Below are 25,830 nucleotides of genomic sequence, written 5' to 3'. Positions count from 1 at the left end.
GCTTTGCGGTGATCGGGGGGCTGTCCGTGCTGCTGGCGTTGCTGGCGCAGGTCATGGTGGTCAATCGGGTGCCGCTGCCCGCGGGGGGCGCGCCCGATCTGGTGTTGCTGGCCGTGATCGGGGCGGCGCTGGCACGCGGACCCGCGGAGGGGGCCGTCCTCGGGTTCCTCGCCGGGGTGCTCGTCGACATCATGCCGCCGACCGCGCATCTCGTCGGACAGTACGCGTTCGTGCTGGCGCTGGTGGGCTACGTCGCGGGGCGTGGCGCCGGTGGGCCCGCGACGACCGTGGTGCTGTGCGTGCTGATGGGGCCGCTGCTGGCGGCGGCCGTAGGCGGGCTGATCGCCGATCCGCGGGTGTCGATGTCGACGTTGACCGAGGAGGTGCCGGTCAGCATCGTCTACACCCTGCTCGTCTCCCCGATCGTGATGTGGCTGACCATGCGAGACAGGCACGCGAGGTTGTCGACATGATCAGAATGCGCGCCCGGCTGCTCGTGCTGCACGTGCTCGTGCTGACGCTGCTCGCCGTGCTGACCGTACGCCTGTGGCAGGTGCAGGTGGTGCGCGGGCAGGAGTTCGTCACGCGGGCCACGGAGACCAGGACGCGGGCCGTGCTCGTGCCGGCCGTGCGCGGGCAGATCCTCGACTCACGCGGGCGGCCGCTGGTGCGCAACAAGACCGCGCTCGTCGTCTCCGTGGACAGGGCCAGGCTGACCAGGCTGCCGGACGGTGGCAAGGAGGTGCTGGGCAAGCTCTCCGCGGTGCTCGGCAAGCCGGTCGCGCAGTTGCAGCAGCGCATCACGCCGTGCGGGCCCGGGGTGTCGAAGCCGTGCTGGACCGGGTCGCCGTACCAGCCGGTTCCGCTGGACGAGAAGGTGGACACCCGGGAGGCGCTGCAGATCCTGGAGCGGCAGGAGGAGTTCCCTGGGGTGACGGCCGAGATCCACTCCGTCCGGCAATATCCCGGCGGCCGGGCCGGGGCTCAGATGCTCGGCTACCTGCAGCCGGTCACCGAGGCCGAGCTGGAGAAGCGCGAGGGGCTCAAGGCCAGCTTCTCCGGCGTGGACCTGGTCGGGCGGGACGGGCTGGAATACGTCTACGACGACGCCCTGCGGGGCAAGTCGGGGCTGCGGCGGGTCCAGGTCGACCGGATGGGCAAGGCGCTGGGGCTGGAGGAGCAGATCACGCCCGTGCCCGGTGACCATCTCGTCACCAGCATCGACTCGCGGGTGCAGGACGTGGTGGAGAAGGCGCTGGCCAAGGCGATGAAGTCAGCTCCGGCGGCCGACGGCGGGGCCGGGGTGGTGCTCGACGCCCGTACGGGGCGGGTGGTGGCGATCGCGAGCGCGCCCGGTTACGATCCGGCGATCTGGGCGGGCGGGATCTCGACGCGGGGCTATCAGTGGCTGCTGTCGGACAAGTCGGGCAAGCCGCTTGTGTCGCGGGCGATCAACGGGCAGTTCGCGCCCGGGTCGACGTTCAAGATCTCGTCGGTGACCGCGATGCTGCGGTCCGGATATCCGCTCAACGGCACGTACGGGTGCCCCGGCTCCGTCATGGTGGGCGGCCGGGCGTTCAACAACTTCCGCGGGATCGGGCTGGGCTCGATGAACCTGCATACCGCGCTGGTCAAGTCGTGCGACACGATCTTCTACCAGGCCGCCTACACGCAGTACCTCAAGGACGGCGGGCGCAATCCGAAGAAGGCGCCGAAGGAGGTGTTCGCCAACACGGCCAGGGCGTTCGGGTTCGGCGAGCGTACGGGTGTGGACCTGCCCGGCGAGTCCTCCGGGCGCATTCCGGACCGGGCGTGGAAGAAGGACCTGTGGAACCGGACCAGCGCCATCAACTGCGAGCGGTCGCGCAAGGGCTATCCCGAGGTGAAGGACAAAGCGCGGGCGGACTTCCTCAAGCGGCTCGCGCTGGAAAACTGCACCGAGGGGTTCCTGCTGCGGCCCGGTGACTCGGCCAACTTCTCCATCGGGCAGGGTGACGTGCTGGTCACGCCCATGCAGTTGGCCAGGGCGTACATGGCGCTGGTGAGTGACGGCAAGCTGCGCAGCCCCCGCATCGGGTGGGCGCAGGTGCGGCCCGACGGCAAGGTGGTCAAGACGATCGAGGTGCCGGTGGTGGGCAAGCTGCCGCTCAGCGAGAAGGAACGGCTCTACATCAAGAACGCGCTGAGCCAGGTCCCCCAGGACGGCACCGCGGCGGGGGCCTTCGCCGGGTGGCCTATGGACAAGATCCGCATCGGAGGCAAGACCGGTACTGCGGAGGTTTGGGGCAAGCAGGACACCTCGTGGTTCGCCTCGTTCGCGCCCACCAACAAACCGCAGTACGTGGTGGTGGTGATGGTGTCCCAGGGTGGCATGGGCGCGCAGACGGCGGCGCCTGCCGTGCGGGAGATCTACGAGGGGATCTACGGCATCAAGCAACCCCAGGCCGTGCCTGGAGGGCGGCTGACAACGCGGCTGCCGAGGTTCTCACCCGACGGAACGGTGGCCAGGGGATGAAGGGCGGACGGGTTGGTTTGCGGTGGGGGTTCGGTGATCTGAGGGCTGGCTGTTGCGAGGGTGGCTTGGGGCAGCGGGTTGGCGGTCGGAGGGTGGGCTGCTGCGGGGTTGGCTCTGGGCGGAGGTGTGGCGGCCGGAGGGTTGTCTGTAACGCGGGCGGCTTCGGGCTGGGGGTTGGCGGCCGGAGGGCTACTGCCTGCTGCGGAGGCGGCTTCGGGCGGGGGTGTGGCGGCCGGAGGGTTGTCTGTAGCGCGGGTGGTTTCGGGCGGCGGCGTGGTGGCGGTCTTGAGGTGAATGGTGGCGTGGCCTCTTGGGGGTCGGGGCGTGGTTGGGGGGTGGACTGTGGCTGCTTCGAAGGACGTGAAGGTCTTGGGGTGGATGGCGGGGTGGCCTTTCGCGCTTTTCGTGGGGTGGGGCGGGGCTGGGAAGTCGGCTGCGGCTGCTTTGTAGTACATGGCGGGCTGGGGGCGAGGGGTGGCGATGCGTGCCTCATGGCGCGGTGTGGTGGCCGAGGAGGGGCCTGTGGCTGCCTTGGGGGGAGTGGCGGTCCACAGGTGGATGTCCGGGGGATGGGCCTCGGGCGGGGGCGTCGGAGGGTGGGCTGTGGCTCTTCCAGGGGGCATGGCGGACTAGGGGTGGAAGTCCGCGAGGGGGCTCCTGGGGCGGAACGTGGTGGGCGGAGGGTGGACTGCTGCGGGGATGGGTCGGTGTGGGGGCGTTGGGCTGGTCGGCGGGGCCTTTGGGCTGATTCCGGTGGACGTCCTGGCGAGGGCCTTCCGAGGCATGGGTCGGTTGATCGGAGGCATGGGTCCTCTGGTGGGAGTGCCGGGTGGGTTGGTGGGAGGCATGGGTGGGCGTGGCGGGCCGGTCCGCGCCGGGTAGCGGCGTCCGGGCGGGTTGGTGGGAGGCCCGAGTGGGCGTGGCGGGTCGGTCCGTGCCGGGTAGCGGCGTCCGGGAGGGTTGGTGGGAGTGCCGGGTGGGTTGATGGGAGGCCTGAGTGGGCGTGGCGGGCCGGCTCCTGCCGGGTAGCGGGGTATGCGCGGGTTGGTGGGAGTGCCGGGTGGGTTGGTGCGAGGCATGGGTGGGCGTGGCGGGCCGGCTCGTGCCGGGTAGCGGCCTGCGTGGGGGTTGATGGGAGTGGCCGGTGGGTTGATGGCTCTCCGGGGTGGGTTGGTGGGGGTGCTGGGTGGGTTTGTTGGGGTAGTGAGTGCTCTGGTGGGGGGCTGGTTGGGCGGGTGGGTGGGGGTTGCGGGGGGTTTGGTTGTGGGGGTGGTGTTGTGGTGGGGGGTGCGGGGTGATCGATCGGGCTATGGCTATCCGGCAGCCCTCGCTGTTGCGGCGGGTGGCCGGCGAGGAGTCGGCGGTGCGGCGGATGGACGGGCTGATGCTCGTCGCCGTGGCCGGGCTGTGCGTCATCGGCACGTTGCTGGTGTGGTCGTCCACCAGGACGTGGGCTCCCGGGTCCACGGGGTTGGTGAAGAAGCACCTGCTCAATGAGGCCATCGGGGTGGTGCTGTGCGGCATCGTGGCGATGGTGGACCACCGGGCGATGCGGGCTTACGCGCCGCTGGTGTTCCTGGTGTCCCTGATCGGGCTGGGGCTGGTGCTGACGCCGTTGGGGGCCACCATCAACGGGTCGCACTCCTGGATCCTGCTCGGCGGGGGGTTCGCCGTGCAGCCGTCCGAGTTCGCCAAGGTGGGGTTGCTGCTGGTGATCGCGATGTTGCTGGCGCAGCCTGCCGAGGGCACCGATCGGCCGCGCGGGCTCGACCTCGCTCTGGCGCTCATCGCCGCACTGATCACGATGGGCCTGGTGATGTTGCAGCCCGACCTGGGCACGGCCATGGTGCTGGCGGTGATCACGGCTTCCGGGCTCATCCTCGCGGGGGTGCGAAAACGCTGGATCGGGGCGTTGACGCTGGTCGCGGGGGCCGGGGTGTTCTCGGTGTTCTACTTCCAGCTTCTGGAGCCGTACCAGGTGGCGCGGTTCACCGCGTTCGTGGATCCGAACGTCGACCCGCGCGGCGTGGGGTACAACAGCACGCAGTCGTTGATCGCGATCGGCTCGGGGCAGCTGCTGGGGAAGGGGCTGCTCGGCGGGGGGCAGACGACCGGGCGGTTCGTGCCGGAGCAGCACACGGACTTCATTTTCACGGTGGCGGGGGAGGAGTTCGGGTTCCTCGGGTCGGTCACCGTCGTGCTGCTGCTGGGCGTGGTGCTGCTGCGCGGGCTCCAGATCGCCAGGAAGTGCGAGGACCGGTTCGGCACGCTGGTGGCCGGGATGATCGTGTGCTGGTTCGCGTTCCAGACGTTCATCAATGTGGGGATGACGATCGGAATCATGCCGATCACCGGGTTGCCGCTGCCATTCGTGTCATATGGCGGCACCGCCACGTTCGCCAACCTCATCGCCATCGGACTGTTGCAGGCCATCAAGATGAGAAGGCAGTCGTTTTAAGTAGTGGTGGGTTCCTGGCCTGTTGCGATGGGTGTGAGGATTGGTTCTGCTCGCCGCGAACCACGTCGCCGGCGTGCACGATGTCGCCGGTGGAGTCGTGGGCGTCGGGTTGACCTGCTACGGAGGGCGCCACGTTCTGTTCGTCAGGGGAAATGACCTCGGCATCCCCGGACCTGCGACCGTCTGATCGCCGCTACCCTGGAGCGTATGCCTGTCGAGTCGATTTTCCCCCGCCTGGAAGCGCTGCTGCCGAAGGTGCAGAAGCCCATCCAGTACGTCGGGGGTGAGCTCAACTCGACCGTCAAGGACTGGGACTCCGCCGACGTGCGGTGGGCGTTGATGTATCCGGACGCCTATGAGGTCGGGCTGCCCAACCAAGGGGTGGCCATCCTCTACGAGATCCTCAACGAGCTGCCAGGGACTCTGGCCGAGCGGACCTACGCGGTCTGGCCTGACCTGGAGGCGCTCATGCGCGCCGAGGGCGTGCCGCAGTTCACCGTGGACGCGCACCGGCCGGTGCGCGCCTTCGACGTGCTCGGGGTGTCGTTCTCCACCGAGCTCGGCTACACCAATCTGCTGACCGCGCTCGACCTGGCGGGCATTCCGCTGTCGGCCGCCGACCGGGGTGACGACGACCCCATCGTGCTCGCGGGCGGCCACGCGGCCTTCAACCCCGAGCCCATCGCCGACTTCCTCGACGCGGCCGTGCTGGGCGACGGCGAGCAGATCTCCATCGCCATCTCCGAGGTCGTCCGCGAGTGGAAGGCCGAGGGCCGGCCGGGCGGCCGGGACGAGTTGCTGATGCGGCTCGCGGAGTCCGGTGGGGTCTATGTGCCGAAGTTCTACGACGTGGACTATCACCCGGACGGGCGGATCAAGCGGGTCGCGCCCAACCGCGCCGACGTGCCGTGGCGGGTGCACAAGCACACCGTGATGGACCTCGACGAGTGGCCCTATCCGAAGAAGCCGCTGGTCCCGCTGGCGGAGACGGTGCACGAGCGGTTCAGTGTGGAGATCTTCCGCGGCTGCACCCGGGGATGCCGGTTCTGTCAGGCGGGCATGATCACCCGCCCGGTGCGCGAGCGTTCCATCACCACGGTCGCGGCCATGGTGGACAACGGCATCAAGCAGTCCGGCTTCAACGAGGTCGGCCTGCTGTCGCTGTCGTCCGCCGACCACTCCGAGATCGGCGACATCGCCAAGGGCCTGGCCGACCGCTACGAGGGCACCAACACGTCGCTGTCGCTGCCCTCGACTCGGGTCGACGCGTTCAACATCGACCTGGCCAACGAGTTCTCCAGGAACGGCCGGCGCTCGGGGCTGACGTTCGCGCCGGAGGGCGGCTCGGAGCGCATGCGCAAGGTGATCAACAAGATGGTCACCGAGGAAGACCTGATCCGCACCGTCACCACGGCCTATTCGCAGGGATGGCGGCAGGTCAAGCTCTACTTCATGTGCGGGCTGCCCACCGAGCAGGACGAGGACGTGCTCGGCATCGCCGACCTGGCCAAGAAGGTCATCCAGGCGGGCCGCGAGGCCACCGGCAGCCGCGACATCCGCTGCACCGTCTCCATCGGCGGGTTCGTGCCCAAGCCGCACACGCCGTTCCAGTGGGCCGGGCAGGCCGACCACGAGACCGTCGACCGGCGGCTCAAGGCGCTGCGCGACTCGGTCAGGGGCGACAAGCAGTACGGAAGGGCGATCGGGTTCCGCTATCACGACGGCAAGCCGTCCATCGTGGAAGGGCTGCTGTCGCGGGGCGACCGCCGGGTCGGTTCCGTGATCAGGGCCGTGTGGGAGGACGGCGGCCGGTTCGACGGCTGGAGCGAGCACTTCTCGTACGAGCGTTGGATGGCGGCGGCCGAGAAGGCCGGCGTGGACGTCGACTGGTACACCACGCGCGAGCGCGAGGAGAACGAGGTCCTGCCCTGGGACCACCTCGACGCCGGGCTCGACCGCGAATGGCTCTGGCAGGACTGGCAGGAGGCGGTTTCCGGCGCCGAGGTCGAGGACTGTCGCTGGACTCCCTGCTATGACTGTGGGGTCTGTCCCACTATGGGGACAGAAATCCAAATTGGCCCGACTGGGCGAAAACTCCTCCCGCTCACAGTGGTCTAGAGCGCTCAGTGGGCGAGCCATGTCTCGGCGTACACGAAGCACGCACTGGGGCGGCTTATCCTGAGACGAAGGAACTCTGACAAGGGAAGGACGACAAGCTCTGAAACCTGTTCCCGAAGGGCCTCCGCCCGCGCCCACGGTGCAACGCCTGCGTGTGCGTTACGCCAAGCGCGGCCGCCTGCGCTTCACCAGCCACCGCGACATCTCGCGGGCCGTTGAGAGAGCGGTTCGCCGTGCCGGCATTCCGGTGGCCTACAGCGCGGGTTTCTCGCCCCACCCCAAGATCTCCTATGCGGGCGCGGCGCCGACCGGCGTCGCCAGCGAAGCCGAATACCTCGAGATCGGTGTTACCACGCCGTGCGATCCCGGCCAGGTCAGACAGGGCCTGGACGAGTCGCTGCCGCCTGGGCTCGATGTGCTCGACGTTGTGGAGGCGGGTCCGGGAGGGCTGGCCGACCGCTTGGAGGTCTCCGACTGGGAGGTGCGGCTGCCCGGTGCCGATCGCGAGCTCGCCGAGGTGGCGGCGGAGAAGTTCCTCGCGACGGGCACCGTGGAGGTCGAGCGCCTCACCAAGAAGGGTCCCCGCCGCTTCGACGCGCGTGAGGCCGTCCTGGGGCTGACGGTGTCCGAGGGAGCAGACAGAACTGCAGCTCAGATGGCCGGAGAGCCGTGTGTCATACTGCGCATGGTTGTTCGGCACATGACGCCTGCCGTTCGACCCGACGATGTGCTCACAGGGCTGCGCCTTGTGGCCGACTTCGCGCCGCCGGTTCCCCCCGAGGTGACCAGGCTGGCGCAGGGGCCGCTGGACGTCAGCACCGGTGCACTTGCCGACCCGCTCGACCTGGACCGCGATACGACGCGCGGCGGCGAGGCGGGACCGGTGGGTGAGCACGTCGCCGGTTAAGGAAGTGCCCTGCGCGAGCGGGGCACGACCGCTGACAGGACTTGGCGCCGGCACCTCCTCACTGGAGGCGCCGGCGGACAACGAGACACGAGGGCTCCTGCGCGGCGCGGCGACGCGCCCGGGAGCTGACGGGAGAGCGCCCGCATGCTCGACAACGAGCCCAACGGGGTCATTGGCCCTGACGGGGAGACAATTGAACAGCCCGAGGTGACCCAGCGTCGCCGCTCCGCCAGCCGCCCAGCGGGCCCCCCGCCGGAGCTGCCCGACGAGCCGGCCACTGTTCCGATCACCGTATCCGCCGCGCAGACCGCGCCGTCGGTGGCCGAGGTGCAGGAGGTGCGGCGCACCGCCGCACAGCGTGCCGCCGGTGAGCCCGGTCCCGAAATTCTCGCGGCCGCCTCCGAGGCCGGTACGACCCCGGCACCGCTGGTGGAGAGCCAGCCGCCGGTGGTGGAGACCCCGGCACCGAGAGTGGAGAGCCCGGCGGAGGCCGTGGTGGCCGCGGCCGTCACGGATGCTGCCGGTCGAGCGGTCGATGAGGCCGTCACCGGGGCTGCCGATGAGGCCGTGCCCGCCGCCGAGGCCGTGGAGGAGAAGCCCAAGCGGGCCACCAGGACGCGGTCCACCGCCACGACGACGCGGCGTCGTACGACGACGAAGAAGGCGGCCGAGGCGCAGCCGGAGGCCGCGGGAGCGCTCCCGGAGGAGGAGGCGCCCGCCGAGGAGGCCGCTCCGAAGCGCCGCAGGACCCGCAAGAAGGCGGAGCCGGAAGAGGCCGTCGTGACCTCCGAGGCCCCCGCCACCGCGGAGGAGGAGCTGAGCGCCCCCGCCGCGAAGGTCGACGCTCCCGCCGGAAACGGCCAGATCGTGCTGAACGGCGCCGCGGCCGGGGCCGCGCAGGCCGCTGGTGAACTTGAGGCCGCTGAGGCCACCCGGACCGGTGATGCTGAGGTGCGTGCCGGAGAGGTCCAGGGTGCCTCCGAGGGGGCCGAGGACGACGAAGACATCCTGGAGATCCTGCCCGAGGACGAGCCGCTCGACGACGAGCCCGCCGGTGAGGATCTCGACGAGGACGTGGTACGGCCGAGCCTGCTCGCCGACCCGTTCGGGTTCGCCGCCCGCCGGCAGGACGAGCCGGGCGCCGCGTTCCAGCGGCCCGCCGCGATCTTCGCGCCGCTGTTCCAGGCGCCCGACCCGAGCAAGGCCACCAAGCCCGTCACCCGGCGGGTCGAGCCGCAGCCCGAGCCCGAGCCCGAGGAGGTCGAGGAGCTCGTCGACGAGACCGCGACCGAGGACGAGACCGACGCCGACACCTCCGACGATCAGGAGGAGGAGGGCGGCGGCCGTCGTCGCCGTCGTCGTCGTGGCGGCCGGGGGCGCGGCAAGTCGCGTGAGCGTGACGAGGCCGAGGACGGCGAGGACTCCGAGGACGAGGAGTCCGAGGAGGAGCAGGGCGAGGAGGCCCAGGAAGAGGAGGCCGGCGGCTCGCGCCGCCGGCGCCGCCGCCGTCGCCGGGGCAGTGACGACGCCGAGCCGGCCAGCGACGACCCGCCGAACACGGTGGTGCGCATCCGCGCCCCGCGCTCGGGGCGGGCGGCCGCGCACGACACCGCCACCGACGGCGTGCAGAGCGTGCGCGGCTCCACCAGGCTCGAGGCCAAGAAGCAGCGCCGCCGCGAGGGCCGGGAGCTCGGCCGCAGGCGTCCGCCGATCATCACGGAGTCGGAGTTCCTGGCCCGCCGCGAGTCCGTCGACCGGATGATGGTGGTGCGGCGGCAGGGCGACCGTACGCAGATCGCGGTGCTGGAGGACGGCGTGCTCGTCGAGCACTACGTCAACCGCGAGGCCAGCCAGTCCTACGTGGGCAACGTCTACCTCGGCAAGGTGCAGAACGTGCTGCCCTCGATGGAGGCGGCGTTCGTGGACATCGGCAAGGGCCGGAACGCCGTCCTGTACGCCGGTGAGGTGAACTTCGACACCGCCGGTCTCGAAGGACAGCCCAAGCGCATCGAGGCCGCCCTGAAGTCCGGGCAGTCGGTGCTCGTACAGGTCACGAAGGACCCGATCGGGCACAAGGGCGCCCGGCTCACGTCGCAGATCAGCCTGCCCGGCCGATACCTGGTCTACGTTCCCGACGGGTCGATGACCGGGATCAGCCGGAAGCTGCCCGACAAGGAACGCACCCGGCTCAAGAGCATCCTGAAGAAGGTCATGCCGGAGAACGCCGGAGTGATCGTCCGTACCGCCGCCGAGGGCGCCTCCGAGGAGGAGCTGGCCCGCGACGTGGCGCGCCTGTCCGCGCAGTGGGAGAACATCCAGAAGAAGGCCAAGTCGGCCAGCCCGCCCGAGTTGCTGTCCGCTGAGCCGGACCTCACGATCCGGGTGGTTCGTGACGTCTTCAACGAGGACTTCACCTCGCTGGTCGTCCAGGGCGGCGAGGCCTGGGACACGGTCGACGAATACGTCAAATATGTCGCCCCGCACCTGGCCGAGCGCCTGGCGAAGTGGGACGGCGGGCAGGACGACGTGTTCGAGTCCTACCGGATCGACGAGCAGCTGGCCAAGGCGCTGGATCGCAAGGTGTGGCTGCCGAGCGGCGGCTCGCTGGTGATCGACCGTACCGAGGCGATGACCGTCGTGGACGTCAACACCGGCAAGTTCACCGGGCAGGGCGGCAACCTGGAGGAGACCGTCACGCGGAACAACCTGGAGGCGGCCGAGGAGATCGTCCGCCAGCTCAGGCTCCGCGACATCGGCGGGATCATCGTCATCGACTTCATCGACATGGTGCTGGAGTCCAACCGGGACCTGGTGCTGCGGCGGCTGCTGGAGTGCCTGGCCCGCGACAGGACCAAGCACCAGGTGGCCGAGGTGACCTCGCTGGGGCTGGTCCAGATGACGCGCAAGCGGGTCGGACAGGGGCTCCTGGAGGCGTTCTCGACGCCTTGCGAGTGCTGCAACGGGCGTGGCCTGCTGATCTCGACCGAGCCGGTCGAGGCCAAGCCGGAGCCGCGTGGCACGCAGGGCAAGATGGCCGTCGAGAAGGCGGTCGCGGACAAGGTTTCCGCCGCCAAGGACTCCGCCAACCGTGATACCGTGACCGGTGCGCTTGAGGACGTCCCGGTTGAGGACGACCAGGCCAGCCAGACCTCCGGCAGAGGGCGGCGACGCTCGCGCCGTACCAAGTCCGCCGAGTAGCCGCTCGGCAGGCTTCCGACGTTCCGTCCGGTTCGCCTAGGGCACCGTTAATCCGGTACCCTGGTGAATCGGTGCGTCAGGTGACGTGCCCTGTTGGCGCGCTTGCTCGGTTCGTCGGTTTGAGACAGGCCGAATGACAGGCGCAGCATTTCGGCGGCCGCTTTGGCGGCTGAGGTTCGAAACGAAGCAACAGTGAGTCAGAAGGGTTCCGCGGTGTACGCGATCGTTCGTTGCGGCGGCAGGCAGCAGAAGGTCTCCGTCGGTGACGTCCTCGAGGTGGACAAGGTCGCCGGCGAGGTCGGCTCTTCGGTTTCGCTGCCGACGGTGCTCGTCGTCAACGACGGCGATGTGACCACCGAGGCGGGCAAGTTCACGGTCAGCGCCGAGATTCTCGGCGAGACCAAGGGCCCGAAGATCCGCATTCTCAAGTACAAGAACAAGACCGGTTACAAGAAGCGCCAGGGGCACCGGCAGCGGTACACCCAGGTGAAGATCACCGGCATCGACCAGGCCTGATCGGGAGTTTGAGAGATGGCACACAAGAAGGGCGCGTCGTCCACCCGGAACGGCCGTGACTCCAACGCTCAGCGCCTGGGCGTCAAGCGTTTCGGCGGTCAGCTCGTCAACGCGGGCGAGATCATCGTCCGCCAGCGTGGCACCCACTTCCACCCCGGCGACAACGTCGGGCGTGGCGGCGATGACACGCTGTTCGCCCTGACCGCCGGGCATGTGCAGTTCGGCGTCAAGCGTGGGCGCAGGGCTGTCAGCATCGTTCCTGTCGCGGAATAGGGTTCTCCCTACTTCCGTTTGACGTTGCTTCAGGGTGGATCGACGGGATGTCGATCCACCCTTTGGCGTTTCCTGGGGCCCCGTTCGGGGGTGGCCGTCCGGCAGCGTGCCGGGTGGCGTGGGTACGGGGACGAGATGGCCCCGGTGGATGGAGGAGTGCGGGATGCCGGACTTTGTGGACCAGGTGGTCCTTCATATCAGTGCCGGTGACGGAGGGAACGGATGCGCCTCGATCCACCGTGAGAAGTTCAAGCCGCTCGGCGGCCCCGACGGCGGGAACGGCGGCAGGGGCGGTGACGTCGTCCTGGAGGTCGATCCCAACACCGCCACGTTGCTCGACTATCACCGCCGGCCGCACCGCCGGGCCGAGAACGGCAAGCAGGGCCAGGGCTCCAACCGGGACGGGGCCAACGGGGGCGACGTGGTGCTGCCGGTCCCGAACGGAACCGTGGTGAAGGACGCGGCCACGGGAGAGGTGCTGGTCGACCTCGTCGGAGCCGGCACACGCTACGTCATCGCCCAGGGCGGCCACGGCGGGCTGGGCAACGCCGCGCTGGCCACCGCCAGGCGCAAGGCGCCCGGGTTCGCCCTGCTCGGGGAGCCGGGGGACGCGCTGGACGTCATGCTGGAGCTCAAGAGCGTGGCCGACGTGGCGCTGGTCGGGTTCCCGAGCGCCGGTAAGTCGTCGCTGATCGCCGCGTTGAGCGCGGCCAAGCCGAAGATCGCGGACTATCCGTTCACGACCCTGATCCCGAATCTCGGGGTCGTGACGGCGGGGGAGAACGTGTTCACCGTGGCCGACGTCCCTGGGCTCATCCCGGGGGCGTCGGAGGGCAAGGGGCTGGGGCACGAGTTCCTGCGGCACGTCGAGCGGTGCGACATGCTGGTGCACGTCGTCGACTGCGCCACCATGGAGCCGGGGCGGGATCCGATCACGGACTACGAGGTGATCGAGGGGGAGCTGCGGGCGTACGGGAAGCTGGAGGACCGGCCCCGGCTGGTCGTGCTGAACAAGGCCGACGTGCCCGACGCGCGGGAGCTGGCCGAGCTGGTGACGCCCGAGTTCGAGGAGCGGGGGCTGCGGGTGTTCACGGTTTCCGCGGCCACCCATGACGGGTTGCGGGAGCTGACGTACGCCATGGGCGAGTGGGTCGCGGCGGCCCGGGCCAACCGGCCGATCGAGGAGCCCACCCGGCTGGTGATCAGGCCCAAGCAGCTCGGGGACACCGGGTTCCGGGTGCGGCGGGTCAACGAGAACCTGTTCCAGATCACCGGTGAGAAGCCCGAGCGGTGGATCAGGCAGACGGACTTCAGCAACGACGAGGCCGTGGGTTACCTCGCCGACCGGCTGGAGCGGCTCGGCGTCGAGGAGGAGCTGGTCAAGGCGGGCGCCACGGCCGGGGCCGAGGTGGTCATCGGGCCCATGGAGGGTGGCTACGTCTTCGACTGGCAGCCGACGCTCAGCGCCGAGTCCGTCCGGCAGGGGCCGAGAGGATCCGACAACCGCCTCGGCTAGCCGCCGGTGGCGGCGAGGAGGGTCGCTTCCGCGCCGCCGTCGGCGTAGAGGATCTGGCCGGTCATGAACGCGTTGTCCGCGCTGACCGTCCATGCCAGCAACGACGCGATCGGTGCCACCGGGCCGGGGAAGCCCAGTGGTTGTGGCATCGCGGCCGCCACGCGCTCGCGGGTGACCGGATCGTCTAGGAACGTCCGCCGGGCCGCCGCCGTGTCCACCACGCCGGGGGCCACGGCGTTGAGAGGGATGCCCGCTCCGGCCCATTCGGGGCGTAGCGCGGCACGCCTGAGCCACCGGTTGAGGGCCAGCTTGGTCGAGGGGTAGACGATGTGGCCCCTGCCGGACTCGACGAGCGAGGTGACGGCGGCCGCGGCGGCCTCCTCGTCCATGGTCAGGCAGGCCCGTACGAGGTCCTCGTCGGCGGCCACGATGGCGCTCAGCGAGGACACGGCCACCGCCCGCGGCCGGTCCGACGCGGCCAGGAGCGGCCGGAGGCCCTCCAGGGTGGCGATCGTCCCGAAGAAGTTGAGCCGTACGGTCAGCGCGGACGGGGCGCCGATCCCGGCCACGGCGACCAGCCCGTCGATCCTGCCGCCCGAGGCGGCCGTGACCTGCGAGAGAAGCTGTTCGCGGCCTTCCTGGGCGGTCAGGTCGGCGTCGTGCACGTCGGAGCGGATCACCCGCGCGCCGGTGCTCGCCAGGTGGTCCGCGGTGGCCGCGCCGATGCCCGAGCCGGCGCCGGTGACGACGTAGGTGCGTTTGTCCATGGGTCAATCACTACATCGAATGAATCGATGCAGTCAATGTAGTAAGTTGGCGGGTGTGAGCGAGGGACTGCGGGAGCGGAAGAAGCGGCGTACCAGGGAGGCGCTGGTCGCGGCGGCGGTGGAGCTGTTCCAGCGGCAGGGTTACGAGGCGACGACCGTCGCCCAGATCGCCGCCGCGGCCGACGTGTCGACCAGGACGTTCTTCCTGCACTTCCCCGCCAAGGAGGACGTCGTGCTGGGCGATGCCGACGCGCGGGTGGAGCTGGCGGTGCGCCTCATCGAGGAACGGGCGGCGGACGAACGGCCGCCCGACGTGCTGGCCAGGGTGATCGAGCGCGCGATCGTCCAGGTCGCGGGCACGGACCTGGCCACGGGGCTGGCCGACGTACGGGTGCGGCTGGTGCTGACGGTGCCGGAGTTGCAGGCGTGGATGGTGCGGCGCCTGCTGTCGGCGCAGCAGCGCATCGTCGAGGCGCTGTGCCGGAGCTACCCGGAGGAGCATGACGTGGTCGCCGTGGCGGCCATGGTGGGCGCGATGATGGGAGCGGTGACCTCCGCCGCCTCCTACGCGCTGCGCCGCGGCGACTCCCCCGGGGAGGTCGCGGACGCCATGCGGCGGGCGGCGGCGAGCCTGACCGTCGCGCCGGCTCCCGGCCCGCGAAATGATCATGGCGAATCGAGTACGCCGCCGAGCGGATAAGCTGCCAAGCGTGCGAGAACAGATCAGCTCAGCGTCCAGGGTGGTCGTCAAGGTCGGTTCGTCCTCGCTCACGACCCACTCGGGGATGATCGACGTCGACCGGGTCGACGCCCTGGTGGACGTGCTGGCGGCGCGCCGCCTGGCGGGGACTCAGCTCGTCCTGGTCTCCTCCGGGGCGATCGCGGCGGGCCTCGGCCCGCTCGGGCTGGCCGCGCGACCGCGTGACCTGGCCACCCAGCAGGCGGCCGCGTCCGTCGGCCAGGGGGTGCTCGTCGCCCGCTACACCTCCTCCTTCGCCCGCTACGGCCTGCGGGTCGGCCAGGTGCTGCTGACCGCCGACGACATGATGCGGCGCGCGCACCACGCCAACGCCCAGCGCACCCTGGCCAGGCTGCTCGACCTGGGCATCGTGCCCATCGTCAACGAAAACGACACCGTGGCCACCGACGAGATCCGCTTCGGCGACAACGACCGGCTGGCGGCGCTGGTGTCCCACCTGATCAGGGCCGACGCCCTGGTGCTGCTGTCGGACGTGGACGCGCTCTACGACGGCCCGCCGAGCCGCGCCGGGTCGCGCCGGCTGGCGGAGATCCGCGGCCCGGAGGACCTGGTCGGCGTCGAGCTGGGCAAGAACGGCGCGGCCGTGGGCACCGGCGGCATGGTGACCAAGGTGCAGGCCGCGAGGATCGCCACCGGGGCCGGGGTGCCCGTGGTGCTCACCGCGGCCGCTCACGCGGCCCACGCGCTCGCCGGAGAGGACATCGGTACCTACTTCCACCCCGGCGGCCGCCATCCCGGCACCCGCCTGCTCTGGCTCGCGCACGCCACCACCGGGCGCGGCCTGCTGCACCTCGACCGGGGCGCGGTCGAGGCCATCGTGGCGCGGCGCAAGTCACTGCTGCCGGCCGGGGTGACGGCGGTGGAGGGTGAGTTCGCGGCGGGCGACCCGGTGGACCTGTGCGGGCCCGAGGGCCGCGTGGTGGCCCGCGGCCTGGTCAACTACGACGCCGTCGAGATCCCCGACCTGCTCGGCCGCTCCACCAGGGAGCTGGCGACCGAGCTGGGTCCGGAATATGAACGCGAGCTGATCCACCGTGACGACATCGTCATACTGGAAGCCCATGGCTGAACATGCGCAGGGCCGCACAGGCCCGGAGCTGCGGAGCGGAGCGGAGCAATGAGCACAGAGTTCCTGAAGGTCGCCCATGCGGCACGAGAGGCCGCCGCCGAGCTGGCCCCGCTGCCGCGGGCGGCCAAGGACCGGGCGTTGCGTGTCGTCGCCGATGCTCTGGTCGCGCGTTCGGCCGAGCTCGTCGAGGCCAACGCCAAGGACGTCGAGCACGCCAGGGCGCAGGGCACCGCCGAGGCCATGATCGACCGGCTGCGGCTCGACGACGCCCGGATCGCGGCCGTGGCCGAGGCCGTGCGCCAGGTGGCCGATCTGCCCGACCCGGTCGGCGAGGTGGTCCGCGGTAGCACCCTGCCCAACGGGTTGGAGCTGCGCCAGCTCAGGGTCCCGCTGGGCGTGATCGGCATCATCTACGAGGGCCGTCCCAACGTCACCGTCGACGCCGCCGCCCTGTGCCTCAAGAGCGGCAACGCCGTGCTGCTCAGGGGCTCCTCCAGCGCCTACTCCTCCAACACCGCCCTGGTCCGCGTCATGCAGGAGGCGCTGCGCGGCACGGAGGTCCCGGCCGACGCCGTGCAGCTCGTGCCGGGGCGGACGCGCGACTCGGTCAAGGAGCTCATGCGCGCTCGCGGCCTGGTCGACGTGCTGATCCCGCGCGGTGGCGCGGCCCTGATCAACTCGGTGGTCGAGGAGTCCACGGTGCCGGTGATCGAGACCGGCGTCGGCAACTGCCACGTCTATGTCGACGCCGACGCCGACGTGGACCTGGCCGTGCAGATCCTGGTCAACGCCAAGGCGCAGCGGCCGTCGGTGTGCAACGCCGCCGAGACGTTCCTGGTGCACGCCGACATCGCCGACGCCTTCGTGCCGGCGGCGCTGCGGGCGCTGGGGGAGGCGGGCGTGACCGTGCACGGCGACGCCGCGATCGCCCGCTACGGCGAGGTCGTGCCCGTCACCGAGGACGACTTCTATGCCGAATACCTCTCGCTCGACATCGCCGCCGCCGTGGTCGGCTCGCTGGAGGAGGCGGTGGCGCACATCAGGCGCTACGGCTCGGCGCACACCGAGGCCATCGTGACCAGGTCGCAGCGGGCCGCGCGCAGGTTCGTGGCGCTGGTCGACTCGGCCGCGGTGGCGGTCAACGCCTCGACCAGGTTCACCGACGGTGGCGAGTTCGGGTTCGGGGCGGAGATCGGCATCTCCACGCAGAAGCTGCACGCTCGCGGCCCGATGGGGCTGCCCGAGCTGACCTCCACCAAGTGGGTCTTCACCGGTGAGGGGCATTTGCGCACGTCAGAGGGTACGGTGGTGGCCGGGTGACCGGCGTGTCGGCCTGACCGGGGCATGTTCGGCGGTTTGACTGGGAGGCATGGAAATTGTCGTCGCCCTCGTCTTCTCGGCCGTGGTGCTCTTCGGCGCCGACCGGCTGCTGCTCTGGCTGGAGAGCCGCGGCCACGTCAACTGGCGCAGGAAGGGCCGCAGGCACCTGTCCGAGGAGCCCACGATCGACTTCGACACCATGCTCTCCGACCACACCCGCCGATAAACCTTCGGCGTGCCTCACGCGGCGACTCGCGTCACGGCGCTAGGGTTGTGTCCCCTATGGGCGCGCCGGGCTGGGAGGGACGGTGAGCAAGCTCGGCAAGATCGGGCCGTACACCCTGGTCGAACGGCTTGGCCGGGGCGGAATGGGCGAGGTTTACCTGGCCAGCACCCGCCGTGGCGAGCACGTCGCGATCAAGGTCCTGCACGATCTGGCCGAGGAAGAGACGTCCCGCATCCGGCTGGAGCGTGAGGTCCGCGCGTTGCGCCGGGTCGAGAGCCCGTACGTCGCCAAGGTGCTCGACGCCGACCTGGACGGCGCCCGGCCCTACCTCGTCATGGAGCACATCGAGGGCGTCACGCTGCTCGAACGCGTGCGCCAGAGCGGCTCCCTCGACGTCACCCAGCTGGTCGAGCTGGCCCAGGGCATCGCCGCCGCGCTGGCGATCATCCACGCGGCCGGGGTCGTCCACCGCGATCTCAAGCCGGGCAACATCATCATGGGCGCCGAGGGGCCGGTGCTGATCGACTTCGGCATCGCGCAGGTGCTCGACGCCACCCGGCTCACCATGACCGGTACGTTCCTCGGCACGCCCGGCTACACGGCGCCGGAGATCTTCGCCGACGAGCACGTGGACTCGCCCGCCGACGTACACGCCTGGGCGGCCACGGTGGCGTTCGCGGCGACCGGGCGGCCGACGTTCGGACGGGGGACGGCCGAGGCGCAGATGTACGCGGTGCTGAACGGGCAGGCCGACCTCAAGGGCGTGCCCGTTCAGCTGCTGCCGCTGGTGCGGGCCGCGCTCAACCGGGAGCCCGGCAAGCGGCCCACGGCGGCGCTGCTGGCCGACCGGCTGTCGCGGCTGGCCAAGGTCACGAGCAGGGCCGCCGGTGCCGCCGAGCCGGAGCCGGCCGCCGGGCGGGTCGCCGCCACGGCCAAGGAGGGCAACGGCACGGCGGTGCGCAGCCGTACGGCTGAGGAGGCCGCCCGGGGCGAGGCCAAGGCGCGGAGCCGGCCGAACGCGGCCAATCCGGACAGCAAGGTGCCCGCGCCGCGGGCGCGGACCAACGCGGACAACAAGGCCGCCGCCGCCCGGGGTAAGGTCCCCGCGCCGCGCTCCCGGCTCAACGCGGAGGGCAAGGCCACCGGGCCCCGCCAGCGTACGGCGGCGGCGGTCCGGAGCAGGGCGGCGGCCAAGCCGCAGACCCGCAAGAAGACGGGGTTGCGAGCCGAGTCGTCGACCACGCTGCCCGCGGGAAACGGCGCGCTGCTGCTGCTCGCCGTGCTGGCCGTGCCGTGCGTGGTGGCCTCGGTGATCGTGCCGATCGCCTCCATCGCGATCACGACGGCCCTCGTGGTGCTGACCAGGACGCTCTGGATGAGCCACTGGCTGACCAGGAAACACAGCTCGCGTCGCATCCGCGTGACGCTACGGGTGTTGCTCTTCCCGCTCGCGCTGGTCGGGGCGGCGGCCACCGCCGTGGTGTGGCCGGGCGTGCCCGTGGCGGTGGCCTCGGGCGGCGCGCTCTGGGTGACCGGCGGTGGCGAGATCGACTCCACCTGGTGGCAACAGCCCGCGCCTGTCACCGTGGCGGGCGTGGTGTTCGGGATGTTGTGCGGCGGGATCACCGGGCGCGAGATCGAGCGGATCGGTCATCGGCTGCCGGACCTGCGGAGAGAGGGGTTGCGCGCACTGGCCGTGCTGGGCGGGTTCGTCGCCCTGTGTGCGGCCGCCGTGCGCGCCATCGCCCTCCTGCTCTGACCCGCTGCGTGCGACAGCGGACCAACGCGGCTGATCAAGCGGATCGGTCGCGTACGGGGGCCGGTCGGCTAGCCCTGGCCGCCGTCTCGGCGGGAGAAGCGGTTGAAGATGCGCTCGCCCGCGTTGACCGCGCCCTCGGCCACGTCGCGCAGGACGCCGATGAACGGGTCCTGCGACTGCGACCAGGACGCGCGGTAGGACTCGGCCGCCGCTTTGATCTCGTCGGTCACCCGAGCGTTGGAGTCGTCCTCCCTGCGCGGGTAGTCGCCGCCGATGATGCGGTCGTATTCGCCGCTGCGCTGCCACTTGTCCAGCTCGGCCACGCGCACCACGGCGAACGGGTGGGTGGTGCCGAGCAGGTTGAGCACCTTGAGGAAGCCGTCGCGAAGGTCGCCCGCGGTGTCGTATTCCTGGTATTGCTCCAGGAACGCCTCGATGTTCATCTCGTGGGTGTAGTCGCCGCCGGCCAGCTTCATCAGCGCGCGCTTGGCCGCCTCCGGGTTCTGGCCGGTGAGCAGGCCGCCGCGGTCGGAGGACAGCTCGGACTTGCGATACCACTCCTCCAGGCCCGCGACGATCGCGCGCAGGCCGATGTAGCCGAGCGGGATCCAGGCGACGCGGGTGGCGAGGCGGGTCAGGATGTCGAGCATCGTCCGGTAGACCGCGTGCCCCGACAGGATGTGCGAGGTCTCGTGACCGATGACGAAGCGCTGCTCCTCCTCGTTCATGAGGTTGAGCAGGCCGGTGGTCACGACGATGAACGGGTCGTCGAAGCCGATGGCCTTGGCCTGGACCTGCGGGTCCTGCTGGACGTAGATCTCCGGGATCCGGTGCAGGTCGAGCGTGTAGGCGGCGTCGCGGCCCATGTCGTAGAGAGAGCGGAACTGGGTCTCGCTCACGCGCACGGCCGAAGCCAGGTACATCAGGCGCAGCCGCCGCTCGCTGATGAGTCCGGACATCTGCTTGAGAACCGTGTCGAACCCACTCAACTTACGCAGAGCGACCAGGGCGGACCGGTCTGCGGGGTGTTCGTAGGCTCGGGACGAGATGCCGGGCAGTTGGACGCGGTTGCGGTCCGGGGTGGTCGTCATGCCCGGCATGCTACGTCCGCAACGGAAGTGGCGCGCGGACATCACCATGGGGGGTCCCATCATGTTGCGGGAGGGCCTCCGCGTAAGGTCCGTTGCATGATGAACGCGCCTGGTGCTCAGGGGAAGCGCCGAGTCGGGGTGATGGGTGGGACCTTCGATCCCATCCACCACGGGCACCTCGTGGCCGCCAGCGAGGTGGCCCACCACTTCGATCTCGACGAGGTGGTCTTCGTGCCGACAGGACGGCCGTACCAGAAGGTGGAGCGGGTGGTCTCGGCCGCTGAGGACCGTTACCTGATGACGGTGATCGCGACCGCGTCGAATCCGCGCTTCTCCGTCAGCCGGGTGGACGTGGATCGGCCGGGTCCGACGTTCACCATCGACACTTTGCGGGATATTTCGGAAATTTACGGTCCCGAGGTGGAGCTGTACTTCATCACCGGCGCCGACGCGCTCGGTGCCATTCTCGGCTGGCAGAACGCGGACGAGCTGTTCGAGTTGGCCCACTTCGTCGGCTGCACCCGTCCCGGGCACACGCTGCACGACCCGGGGCTGCCCCAGGGCAAGGTGACGTTGCTGGAAATTCCCGCTCTGGCCATTTCGTCGTCCGAATGCCGTCAGCGGGTGGCCAAAGGCGAACCGATTTGGTATCTGGTACCGGACGGAATCGTTCAGTACATCAACAAACGGGGGTTGTATCACACAGAATGATCGAAGGGCCGCGTGGCGGGGGCGCGCGCGTGGGAAGTCATGCCGTACGTGAGGGGTTTCAGCCCGGAAGGGTACCCTCAACATAAGGGCATGCTGCCGACACAGGAGGACAGACCCGCATCGTGACCGCAACTGACAGATCCGTCCAGCTCGTGCGCATCGCCGCGGAGGCCGCGGCCGACAAGCTGGCCGATGACATCCTCGCCTACGACGTGAGTGACCAGCTGGTCATCACCGACGCCTTCCTGCTCTGCTCCGCCACCAACGACCGCCAGGTCCGCGCCATCGTCGACGAGATCGAAGAGCGGCTGCGCACCGAGGCCGACGCCAAGCCCGTCCGCCGTGAGGGCGAGCGCGAGGGCCGGTGGGTGCTCCTCGACTACATCGACATCGTCGTGCACGTGCAGCACGAGGAGGACCGCACGTTCTACGCGCTCGAGCGCCTGTGGAAGGACTGCCCGGCCATTTCGCTGCCGGAGAGCGTCCTGCAGGCCAACCTGCAGCGAGCGCGCGCGTGAGGAAGCGGAGCGAACACACCACAGAAGCTCGTGCTGATTCCGGCGGTTCCGACGGTTCCGGCGGGGCTGCTGCATGAGCAAGCGGATCGTCTGTCTGCGGCACGGGCAGACTCTTTGGAACGTCGAGCAGCGATTCCAGGGGCACTCCGACATCCCTCTCGACGACACGGGTGTGGCCCAGGCCGCAAGGGCCGCCTCACTGTTGGCGGCGCTACGACCCACCATGATCGTCTCCTCCGATCTCCAGCGCGCCAACGACACCGCGCTGGCGCTCGGGCGCGTCGTCGGACTCGACGTGGCGATCGACAAGGCCCTGCGTGAGCGGGGCGGCGGACAGTGGGAGGGGCTGACGCGGGAGCAGATCGCCGACCGCTGGCCCGACGAGTACGCCGCCTGGGAGGCCCCAGACGGGGAGCCCGTCGGTGAGGTGGCCGTGCGGGTGGCGGCCTCCATGCGCCGGTGGGCCGCCGGGCTGGAGGACGACGGGCTGCTGGTCGTGGTCTCCCACGGGGCCGCGCTGCGGCTCGGGATCTGCGAGCTGCTCGGGCTGCCCGAGGCGCTGTGGTCGGCGCTGGGCGGGCTGGGCAACTGCTCCTGGTCCGTGTTGCAGGAAGGGCGCCGTGGGTGGCGCCTGCTGGAACACAACGCCGGGACACTGCCGGAGCCTGTGCGGAGTGACGACAAGCCGGAGAGCGACGTTTAGGCGGGTCGCCGTACGGCTCGGGGGCCGTACGGCCGGCGTGCCGCCGGCCGATCCTTGGGTCGCGCGTGCATGCCGGCTTGCCGCCACTTGAGGCGTGATGCCATTGCCTCCAGGGGTGTGATGTCTTGCACCTTGGGGTGTGGTGTCGTGTTTGAGGCGTGATGCGCCGGTTGGTGCCACGCTGGCGATGGTGTCGGCGTGGCCGTGCCGTGCCTTGACCGGGGAGGGCCTGGGTTCGGCTTCAGGGTGTGACTGCGGTGGCGGATTCGCCGGGCTCGCGGTTCGGATGGCTGGAGCACGGACGGACGGCTGACGCACGGTCAGAAGGGCTGGCCCACCGGAGGGTCCAGGTTACGGCCGCCGGAGGAACAGCCGGGCCGCCGGAGGAACAGCCGGGCTGCCGGAGGAATAGCCGAGGCAAGGCCCGAGGATAGCCGGGCAAGGCCCAAGGGATCGCCGGGGCAAAGCCCGAGGGATGGCTGGGGCAAGGCCTGAGGATCGCCGGGGCAAAGCCCGAGGGATGGCTGGGCAAGGCCTGAGAATGGCTGGGGCAAGGCATGAGGGATGGCTGGGCTCCGAGGAACGGGCTGAGACGAGGCCCGAGCAACGGCTGGGGCGCCGAAGGACGACTAAGGCGCCGAAGGGAAGAGCTGAGGTGCCGTTGTGTCCGCTGCGCCTCATCCACCACCTCCGCATGCCGCTCGGCGAACACCCAACACCGCGAACCGCGCGTAACCCCCACCTGCGCACCCGAAGGAATCGCTGGGGGGCTCGAAGGAACGGCTGGGGCGGGCTCGATGGGACGGCTCCGGCGGTCCGGACGGGCCGCTGGGGGCTGGGTCCAGAGGGACGGCCGGCGTGAGGTGCGGGGGATGGCGGGCGTGAGGCGTGGCGCGTGAGGGTGCGGGGGATGGCGGGCGTGAGGCGTGGATGGGCGGTTGGCGTGAGGTGCGGAGGGATGGCCGGCGTGAGGCGAGGAGGGGTGGGTGTGCAGTGACCTTTGAGGTGTTCATGGGCGGATGGGGGATGGGGGGTGGCTCGGGCGGGGTGGAGGGCGCGATTAGGCGAATCGGTGTGGATGGCTATATGCTCTCCGAGCGCCGCAACGGGTGGACTCGGAGCGGTGACCAGGGGCTATAGCGCAGTTGGTAGCGCGCCTCCATGGCATGGAGGAGGTCTGGGGTTCGAATCCCCATAGCTCCACAAGATGTGCAGGGCCCGGTTTTCCACGGTGGTGGAGCCGGGCCTTTTTGCTGGTCGTCAGCGGCCTTTCTCGTAGACGAGGAGGCCGCGGGAGAGGCGGAGGGGGACCATGATCAGCTCCACCAGGAGGGCCTTCCAGGCGTAATAGAGGTTGACGGCCTTGTTCAGGTAGATGAAGGGGAGATTGAACAGGACGCGGCCGAGGGGGAGTCGGCGGCGTCTGGCCGCGTAGGTCAGGATGGGGACGGTGAGCAGGAGCTCTCCTCCCACCCACCAGGCGAGCGTGCGGGCTACGGGCTCGTCCGTGGCGAAGGTGAGGATCAGTGGGGTGATCCACCAGAGCGGGGCCAGGACGATCTCCAGGAGGGCCACGATGATCCAGGTGGCCAGCATCGGCTTGCGGCTGAGCAGGCTGGGCAGGTGGAGGCGGACGTTCTGCATGAAGCCCGCCATCCAGCGCCACACCTGCTTGCGCAGGTAGGTGAGGGTTTCCGGGTCGGCGGCCCAGGCCATGGCGTCGGCCACGTAGACCGCCTTGCGGCCCTCGATCTGCCGGCTCCACGTGAAGTCCATGTCCTCGACGATCGTACGTTCGGGGAAGCCGCCGAACGCGGTCAAGGCCGTCCGCCGGAACATCGAGCAGCAGCCCGAGCAGACCATGGGACTGTCGGCCAGTTGCTGGATCGGGCGGTGCCAGTGGAAGCCGAAGAGGTATTCGGTGGATCTGCCGCGTTCGCAGGGAGTGCGGGCGAAGCGGGTTTGGACGTTGCCCGCCGCCACGTCCACGTCCGGGTTGTCGAAGACGGGCTTCATGCGCTCGATGTAGTCGGGGGCGAGGACGGTGTCGGCGTCCACGGCCAGGACCAGGTCGGTGTCGCAGTGGGGGAGCGCGTGATTCTGGGCCTTGGCCTTGCTGCCGAGGTTGTGCGGTGGGCGTAGGACGGTCACTCCATAGCTCGCCGCGATCTCGCCGGTGCGGTCGATCGAGCCGTCGTCGATGACGATGATCTTTTCCGGTGGGGTGGACTGGGCCTTGATGGAGGTCAGGGTGGCGGGGAGGCCGTGCTCCTCGTTGTGTGCGGGGACGAGCACGGTGAGGGAGAGCGGGGTCACCGGCGCCTCCTCCTCAGCTTGAGCGAGATCAGCGTCACCAGGCCGACCATCGCGTAGATGATCAGGCTGAACCCCAGCGTGGGCGGGCCTCCGGGCATCCTGTGCTTCCTCTCCGTGGGTGATGTCGTCGGTGTGGAAACGAGGATGCTGTGGTTGGGCGGGGCGGGGAGGGGCCGAATCCGGTTCTGTGGATGGGGAGGGTGCCGAATCGGGTTCTGTGGACGGGGATCCCGGGGGAGGGGTCAGGGGATTGGAGAGTGGGGGAGCCGAGGTCCGGAGGACTCGATCGGCCGTCAGGCTTCTTCGCCTGGGCGACGCTCATGGGAGTGGGTGGGTCGATGATCTCCGGGGGCGGTCGCAGGTGGTGGGTCGCCGGGGTCGGGGGAGGTGGGTCAGTGGGGTCGCCGGGGTCGGTGGAGGTGGGTCAGTGAGTCGCGAGGTCGGTGGAGGTGGCTCGCGTGATGGTGCAGAGGGGAGCTAGTGGGGCTGCGGGAGGCGGCCTATGGGGGGCGGCATGCGAAAGGGCCGGACCACGGGGTCCGGCCCTGGGGTGGGTGCTTGTGTGTCAGTGCTGGATTGCCTGCCGGTGTGCCGCGCGGCTGACGGGGACCGCTGTGAGGCTGAGTGCCACCGTGATGACCCCGACGACCCAGGACGTCCACGACGCCCCCTGGGACTGCGTGTACGTCAGAGCCCACGGTGCGATGAACAGCAGCACGCCCCAGAGGGCGTTGAGCCACTCCGTCGCGACCGTGCCCGGGTAGCCGAGGGACACCAGCGAGGTGATCGCGGTGAGCGCGCCCAGGACGATCAGTGAGGGCATCGCGCCGGAGACGCTGTTCACCCAGATCGGGGAGAGAGCCGCGTAGAGGCCGGCGACCAGGAGCACCCAGTCCTGCCAGCGTGACCATGCCTTCATGAGAACCTCCGCCAATGGCGTTTGCGAGGCTGGCCTGTTTGGTCAGTCGATCGGCTGCAACCGTCCGCGCGAAGCGGTGATTCCTCTTCTTTGCTGTGAGCTTGCCCACACTTGCTTGTTTGGTGGTGATCGTGAGCAAGCACGGGCACGTCCGGCGGGGGCGCGCGTGG

Annotated in this window: 21 protein-coding genes and 1 tRNA gene; 18 read left to right on the top strand and 4 right to left on the bottom strand. The window is 70.0% G+C overall.

Translation table 11 applies throughout. From position 1 onward, the window contains the following. The first annotated feature begins 8 nt into the window (after window positions 1-8). The 9 genes from mreD to obgE all read left to right on the top strand — a co-directional run bounded on the left by mreD (window position 9) and on the right by obgE (window position 13,501). Complete coding sequence (gene mreD / locus BLS95_RS49180) at window positions 9-473, top strand: rod shape-determining protein MreD (RefSeq protein ID WP_090946521.1); 465 nt, start codon at window positions 9-11, stop codon at window positions 471-473. After that, window positions 470-2,515 carry a penicillin-binding protein 2 gene (mrdA, locus tag BLS95_RS49175; protein WP_090946520.1) on the top strand — a complete coding sequence of 682 codons (2,046 nt, stop codon included), beginning with the start codon at window positions 470-472 and terminating at the stop codon, window positions 2,513-2,515. The genes mreD and mrdA overlap by 4 nt, the downstream gene beginning before the upstream one ends. A gap of 1,309 nt (window positions 2,516-3,824) precedes the next feature. Then, window positions 3,825-4,973, top strand: a complete 1,149-nt coding sequence (gene rodA / locus BLS95_RS49170; RefSeq protein WP_090946519.1) for a rod shape-determining protein RodA — start codon at window positions 3,825-3,827, stop codon at window positions 4,971-4,973. Window positions 4,974-5,180: 207 nt separating this feature from the next. Then, a complete protein-coding gene (locus BLS95_RS49165; protein WP_090946518.1) occupies window positions 5,181-7,091 on the top strand; it encodes a TIGR03960 family B12-binding radical SAM protein in 1,911 nt (636 codons plus the stop codon). Window positions 7,092-7,245: 154 nt separating this feature from the next. Continuing rightward, a complete protein-coding gene (locus BLS95_RS49160) occupies window positions 7,246-7,998 on the top strand; it encodes a TIGR03936 family radical SAM-associated protein (protein WP_245765747.1) in 753 nt (250 codons plus the stop codon). 144 nt (window positions 7,999-8,142) lie between these two features. After that, window positions 8,143-11,196: an Rne/Rng family ribonuclease gene (locus BLS95_RS49155; RefSeq protein ID WP_245765746.1), complete on the top strand. Its 3,054-nt coding sequence runs from the start codon at window positions 8,143-8,145 to the stop codon at window positions 11,194-11,196. Between the two features lie 213 nt (window positions 11,197-11,409). After that, window positions 11,410-11,712: a 50S ribosomal protein L21 gene (rplU, locus tag BLS95_RS49150; protein ID WP_049575732.1), complete on the top strand. Its 303-nt coding sequence runs from the start codon at window positions 11,410-11,412 to the stop codon at window positions 11,710-11,712. A 15-nt stretch (window positions 11,713-11,727) separates the two neighbouring features. Then, complete coding sequence (rpmA, locus tag BLS95_RS49145) at window positions 11,728-11,985, top strand: 50S ribosomal protein L27 (protein ID WP_020546367.1); 258 nt, start codon at window positions 11,728-11,730, stop codon at window positions 11,983-11,985. 163 nt (window positions 11,986-12,148) lie between these two features. After that, entirely contained in the window at window positions 12,149-13,501 is a 1,353-nt protein-coding gene (gene obgE / locus BLS95_RS49140; RefSeq protein WP_090946538.1) for a GTPase ObgE, read from the top strand. Here the strand turns inward: obgE and BLS95_RS49135 are convergent. Then, entirely contained in the window at window positions 13,498-14,268 is a 771-nt protein-coding gene (locus BLS95_RS49135) for an SDR family oxidoreductase (RefSeq protein ID WP_090946516.1), read from the bottom strand. The genes obgE and BLS95_RS49135 overlap by 4 nt on opposite strands. 55 nt (window positions 14,269-14,323) lie before the next feature. Here BLS95_RS49135 and BLS95_RS49130 point away from each other — a divergent pair, with 55 nt between their 5' ends. The 5 genes from BLS95_RS49130 to BLS95_RS49115 all read left to right on the top strand — a co-directional run bounded on the left by BLS95_RS49130 (window position 14,324) and on the right by BLS95_RS49115 (window position 19,402). Continuing rightward, window positions 14,324-14,968, top strand: coding sequence for a TetR/AcrR family transcriptional regulator (locus tag BLS95_RS49130; RefSeq protein WP_245765745.1), 645 nt, complete (start codon window positions 14,324-14,326; stop codon window positions 14,966-14,968). Continuing rightward, complete coding sequence (proB, locus tag BLS95_RS49125; RefSeq protein ID WP_218136385.1) at window positions 14,937-16,097, top strand: glutamate 5-kinase; 1,161 nt, start codon at window positions 14,937-14,939, stop codon at window positions 16,095-16,097. Before BLS95_RS49130 ends, proB begins: the two co-directional genes overlap by 32 nt. A gap of 48 nt (window positions 16,098-16,145) precedes the next feature. Then, the gene (locus BLS95_RS49120) at window positions 16,146-17,417 is read left to right on the top strand and encodes a glutamate-5-semialdehyde dehydrogenase (RefSeq protein ID WP_090946514.1); all 1,272 of its coding nucleotides are present in this window, start codon (window positions 16,146-16,148) and stop codon (window positions 17,415-17,417) included. 49 nt (window positions 17,418-17,466) lie between these two features. Next, a complete protein-coding gene (locus BLS95_RS56460; protein ID WP_176993818.1) occupies window positions 17,467-17,643 on the top strand; it encodes a hypothetical protein in 177 nt (58 codons plus the stop codon). Window positions 17,644-17,725: 82 nt separating this feature from the next. Beyond that, entirely contained in the window at window positions 17,726-19,402 is a 1,677-nt protein-coding gene (locus BLS95_RS49115; RefSeq protein WP_090946513.1) for a serine/threonine-protein kinase, read from the top strand. A gap of 68 nt (window positions 19,403-19,470) precedes the next feature. On the opposite strand, the gene BLS95_RS49110 is transcribed toward BLS95_RS49115, so the two are convergent. After that, a complete protein-coding gene (locus BLS95_RS49110) occupies window positions 19,471-20,502 on the bottom strand; it encodes a M48 family metallopeptidase (RefSeq protein WP_176993817.1) in 1,032 nt (343 codons plus the stop codon). A gap of 87 nt (window positions 20,503-20,589) precedes the next feature. Here BLS95_RS49110 and nadD point away from each other — a divergent pair, with 87 nt between their 5' ends. From nadD to BLS95_RS49090, 4 genes are all read left to right on the top strand, one after another. Then, window positions 20,590-21,204, top strand: coding sequence for a nicotinate-nucleotide adenylyltransferase (nadD, locus tag BLS95_RS49105; RefSeq protein WP_090946512.1), 615 nt, complete (start codon window positions 20,590-20,592; stop codon window positions 21,202-21,204). A 122-nt stretch (window positions 21,205-21,326) separates the two neighbouring features. After that, complete coding sequence (rsfS, locus tag BLS95_RS49100; RefSeq protein ID WP_090946511.1) at window positions 21,327-21,722, top strand: ribosome silencing factor; 396 nt, start codon at window positions 21,327-21,329, stop codon at window positions 21,720-21,722. A gap of 73 nt (window positions 21,723-21,795) precedes the next feature. Next, window positions 21,796-22,425: a histidine phosphatase family protein gene (locus BLS95_RS49095; RefSeq protein WP_090946510.1), complete on the top strand. Its 630-nt coding sequence runs from the start codon at window positions 21,796-21,798 to the stop codon at window positions 22,423-22,425. A gap of 1,130 nt (window positions 22,426-23,555) precedes the next feature. After that, window positions 23,556-23,628 (top strand) — tRNA-Ala (locus tag BLS95_RS49090). A 57-nt stretch (window positions 23,629-23,685) separates the two neighbouring features. Here the strand turns inward: BLS95_RS49090 and BLS95_RS49085 are convergent. Together BLS95_RS49085 and BLS95_RS49080 are read right to left on the bottom strand one after the other, a co-directional pair. Beyond that, complete coding sequence (locus BLS95_RS49085; protein WP_090946509.1) at window positions 23,686-24,741, bottom strand: glycosyltransferase family 2 protein; 1,056 nt, start codon at window positions 24,739-24,741, stop codon at window positions 23,686-23,688. Window positions 24,742-25,306: 565 nt separating this feature from the next. After that, window positions 25,307-25,660, bottom strand: coding sequence for an SPW repeat protein (locus BLS95_RS49080; RefSeq protein WP_218136384.1), 354 nt, complete (start codon window positions 25,658-25,660; stop codon window positions 25,307-25,309). Window positions 25,661-25,830 lie beyond the last annotated feature (170 nt).

Origin of the sequence: Nonomuraea jiangxiensis, from assembly GCF_900099965.1 — a bacterium.
Classification (GTDB): domain Bacteria; phylum Actinomycetota; class Actinomycetes; order Streptosporangiales; family Streptosporangiaceae; genus Nonomuraea; species Nonomuraea jiangxiensis.
Note: the sequence above shows the minus strand (reverse complement) of the source record. Positions and strands in the feature narration are given on the sequence as shown.

Coding starts and splice junctions, on each gene's coding strand:
- BLS95_RS56460 (WP_176993818.1), top strand. CDS start 17,467: ATGGAAATTGTCGTCGCCCTCGTCTTCTCGGCCGTGGTGCTCTTCGGC.
- BLS95_RS49155 (WP_245765746.1), top strand. CDS start 8,143: ATGCTCGACAACGAGCCCAACGGGGTCATTGGCCCTGACGGGGAGACA.
- rpmA (WP_020546367.1), top strand. CDS start 11,728: ATGGCACACAAGAAGGGCGCGTCGTCCACCCGGAACGGCCGTGACTCC.
- proB (WP_218136385.1), top strand. CDS start 14,937: ATGGCGAATCGAGTACGCCGCCGAGCGGATAAGCTGCCAAGCGTGCGA.
- BLS95_RS49080 (WP_218136384.1), bottom strand. CDS start 25,660: ATGAAGGCATGGTCACGCTGGCAGGACTGGGTGCTCCTGGTCGCCGGC.
- mrdA (WP_090946520.1), top strand. CDS start 470: ATGATCAGAATGCGCGCCCGGCTGCTCGTGCTGCACGTGCTCGTGCTG.
- BLS95_RS49095 (WP_090946510.1), top strand. CDS start 21,796: ATGAGCAAGCGGATCGTCTGTCTGCGGCACGGGCAGACTCTTTGGAAC.
- obgE (WP_090946538.1), top strand. CDS start 12,149: ATGCCGGACTTTGTGGACCAGGTGGTCCTTCATATCAGTGCCGGTGAC.
- BLS95_RS49135 (WP_090946516.1), bottom strand. CDS start 14,268: ATGGACAAACGCACCTACGTCGTCACCGGCGCCGGCTCGGGCATCGGC.
- BLS95_RS49110 (WP_176993817.1), bottom strand. CDS start 20,502: ATGCCGGGCATGACGACCACCCCGGACCGCAACCGCGTCCAACTGCCC.
- rodA (WP_090946519.1), top strand. CDS start 3,825: ATGGCTATCCGGCAGCCCTCGCTGTTGCGGCGGGTGGCCGGCGAGGAG.
- BLS95_RS49165 (WP_090946518.1), top strand. CDS start 5,181: ATGCCTGTCGAGTCGATTTTCCCCCGCCTGGAAGCGCTGCTGCCGAAG.
- BLS95_RS49120 (WP_090946514.1), top strand. CDS start 16,146: ATGAGCACAGAGTTCCTGAAGGTCGCCCATGCGGCACGAGAGGCCGCC.
- nadD (WP_090946512.1), top strand. CDS start 20,590: ATGATGAACGCGCCTGGTGCTCAGGGGAAGCGCCGAGTCGGGGTGATG.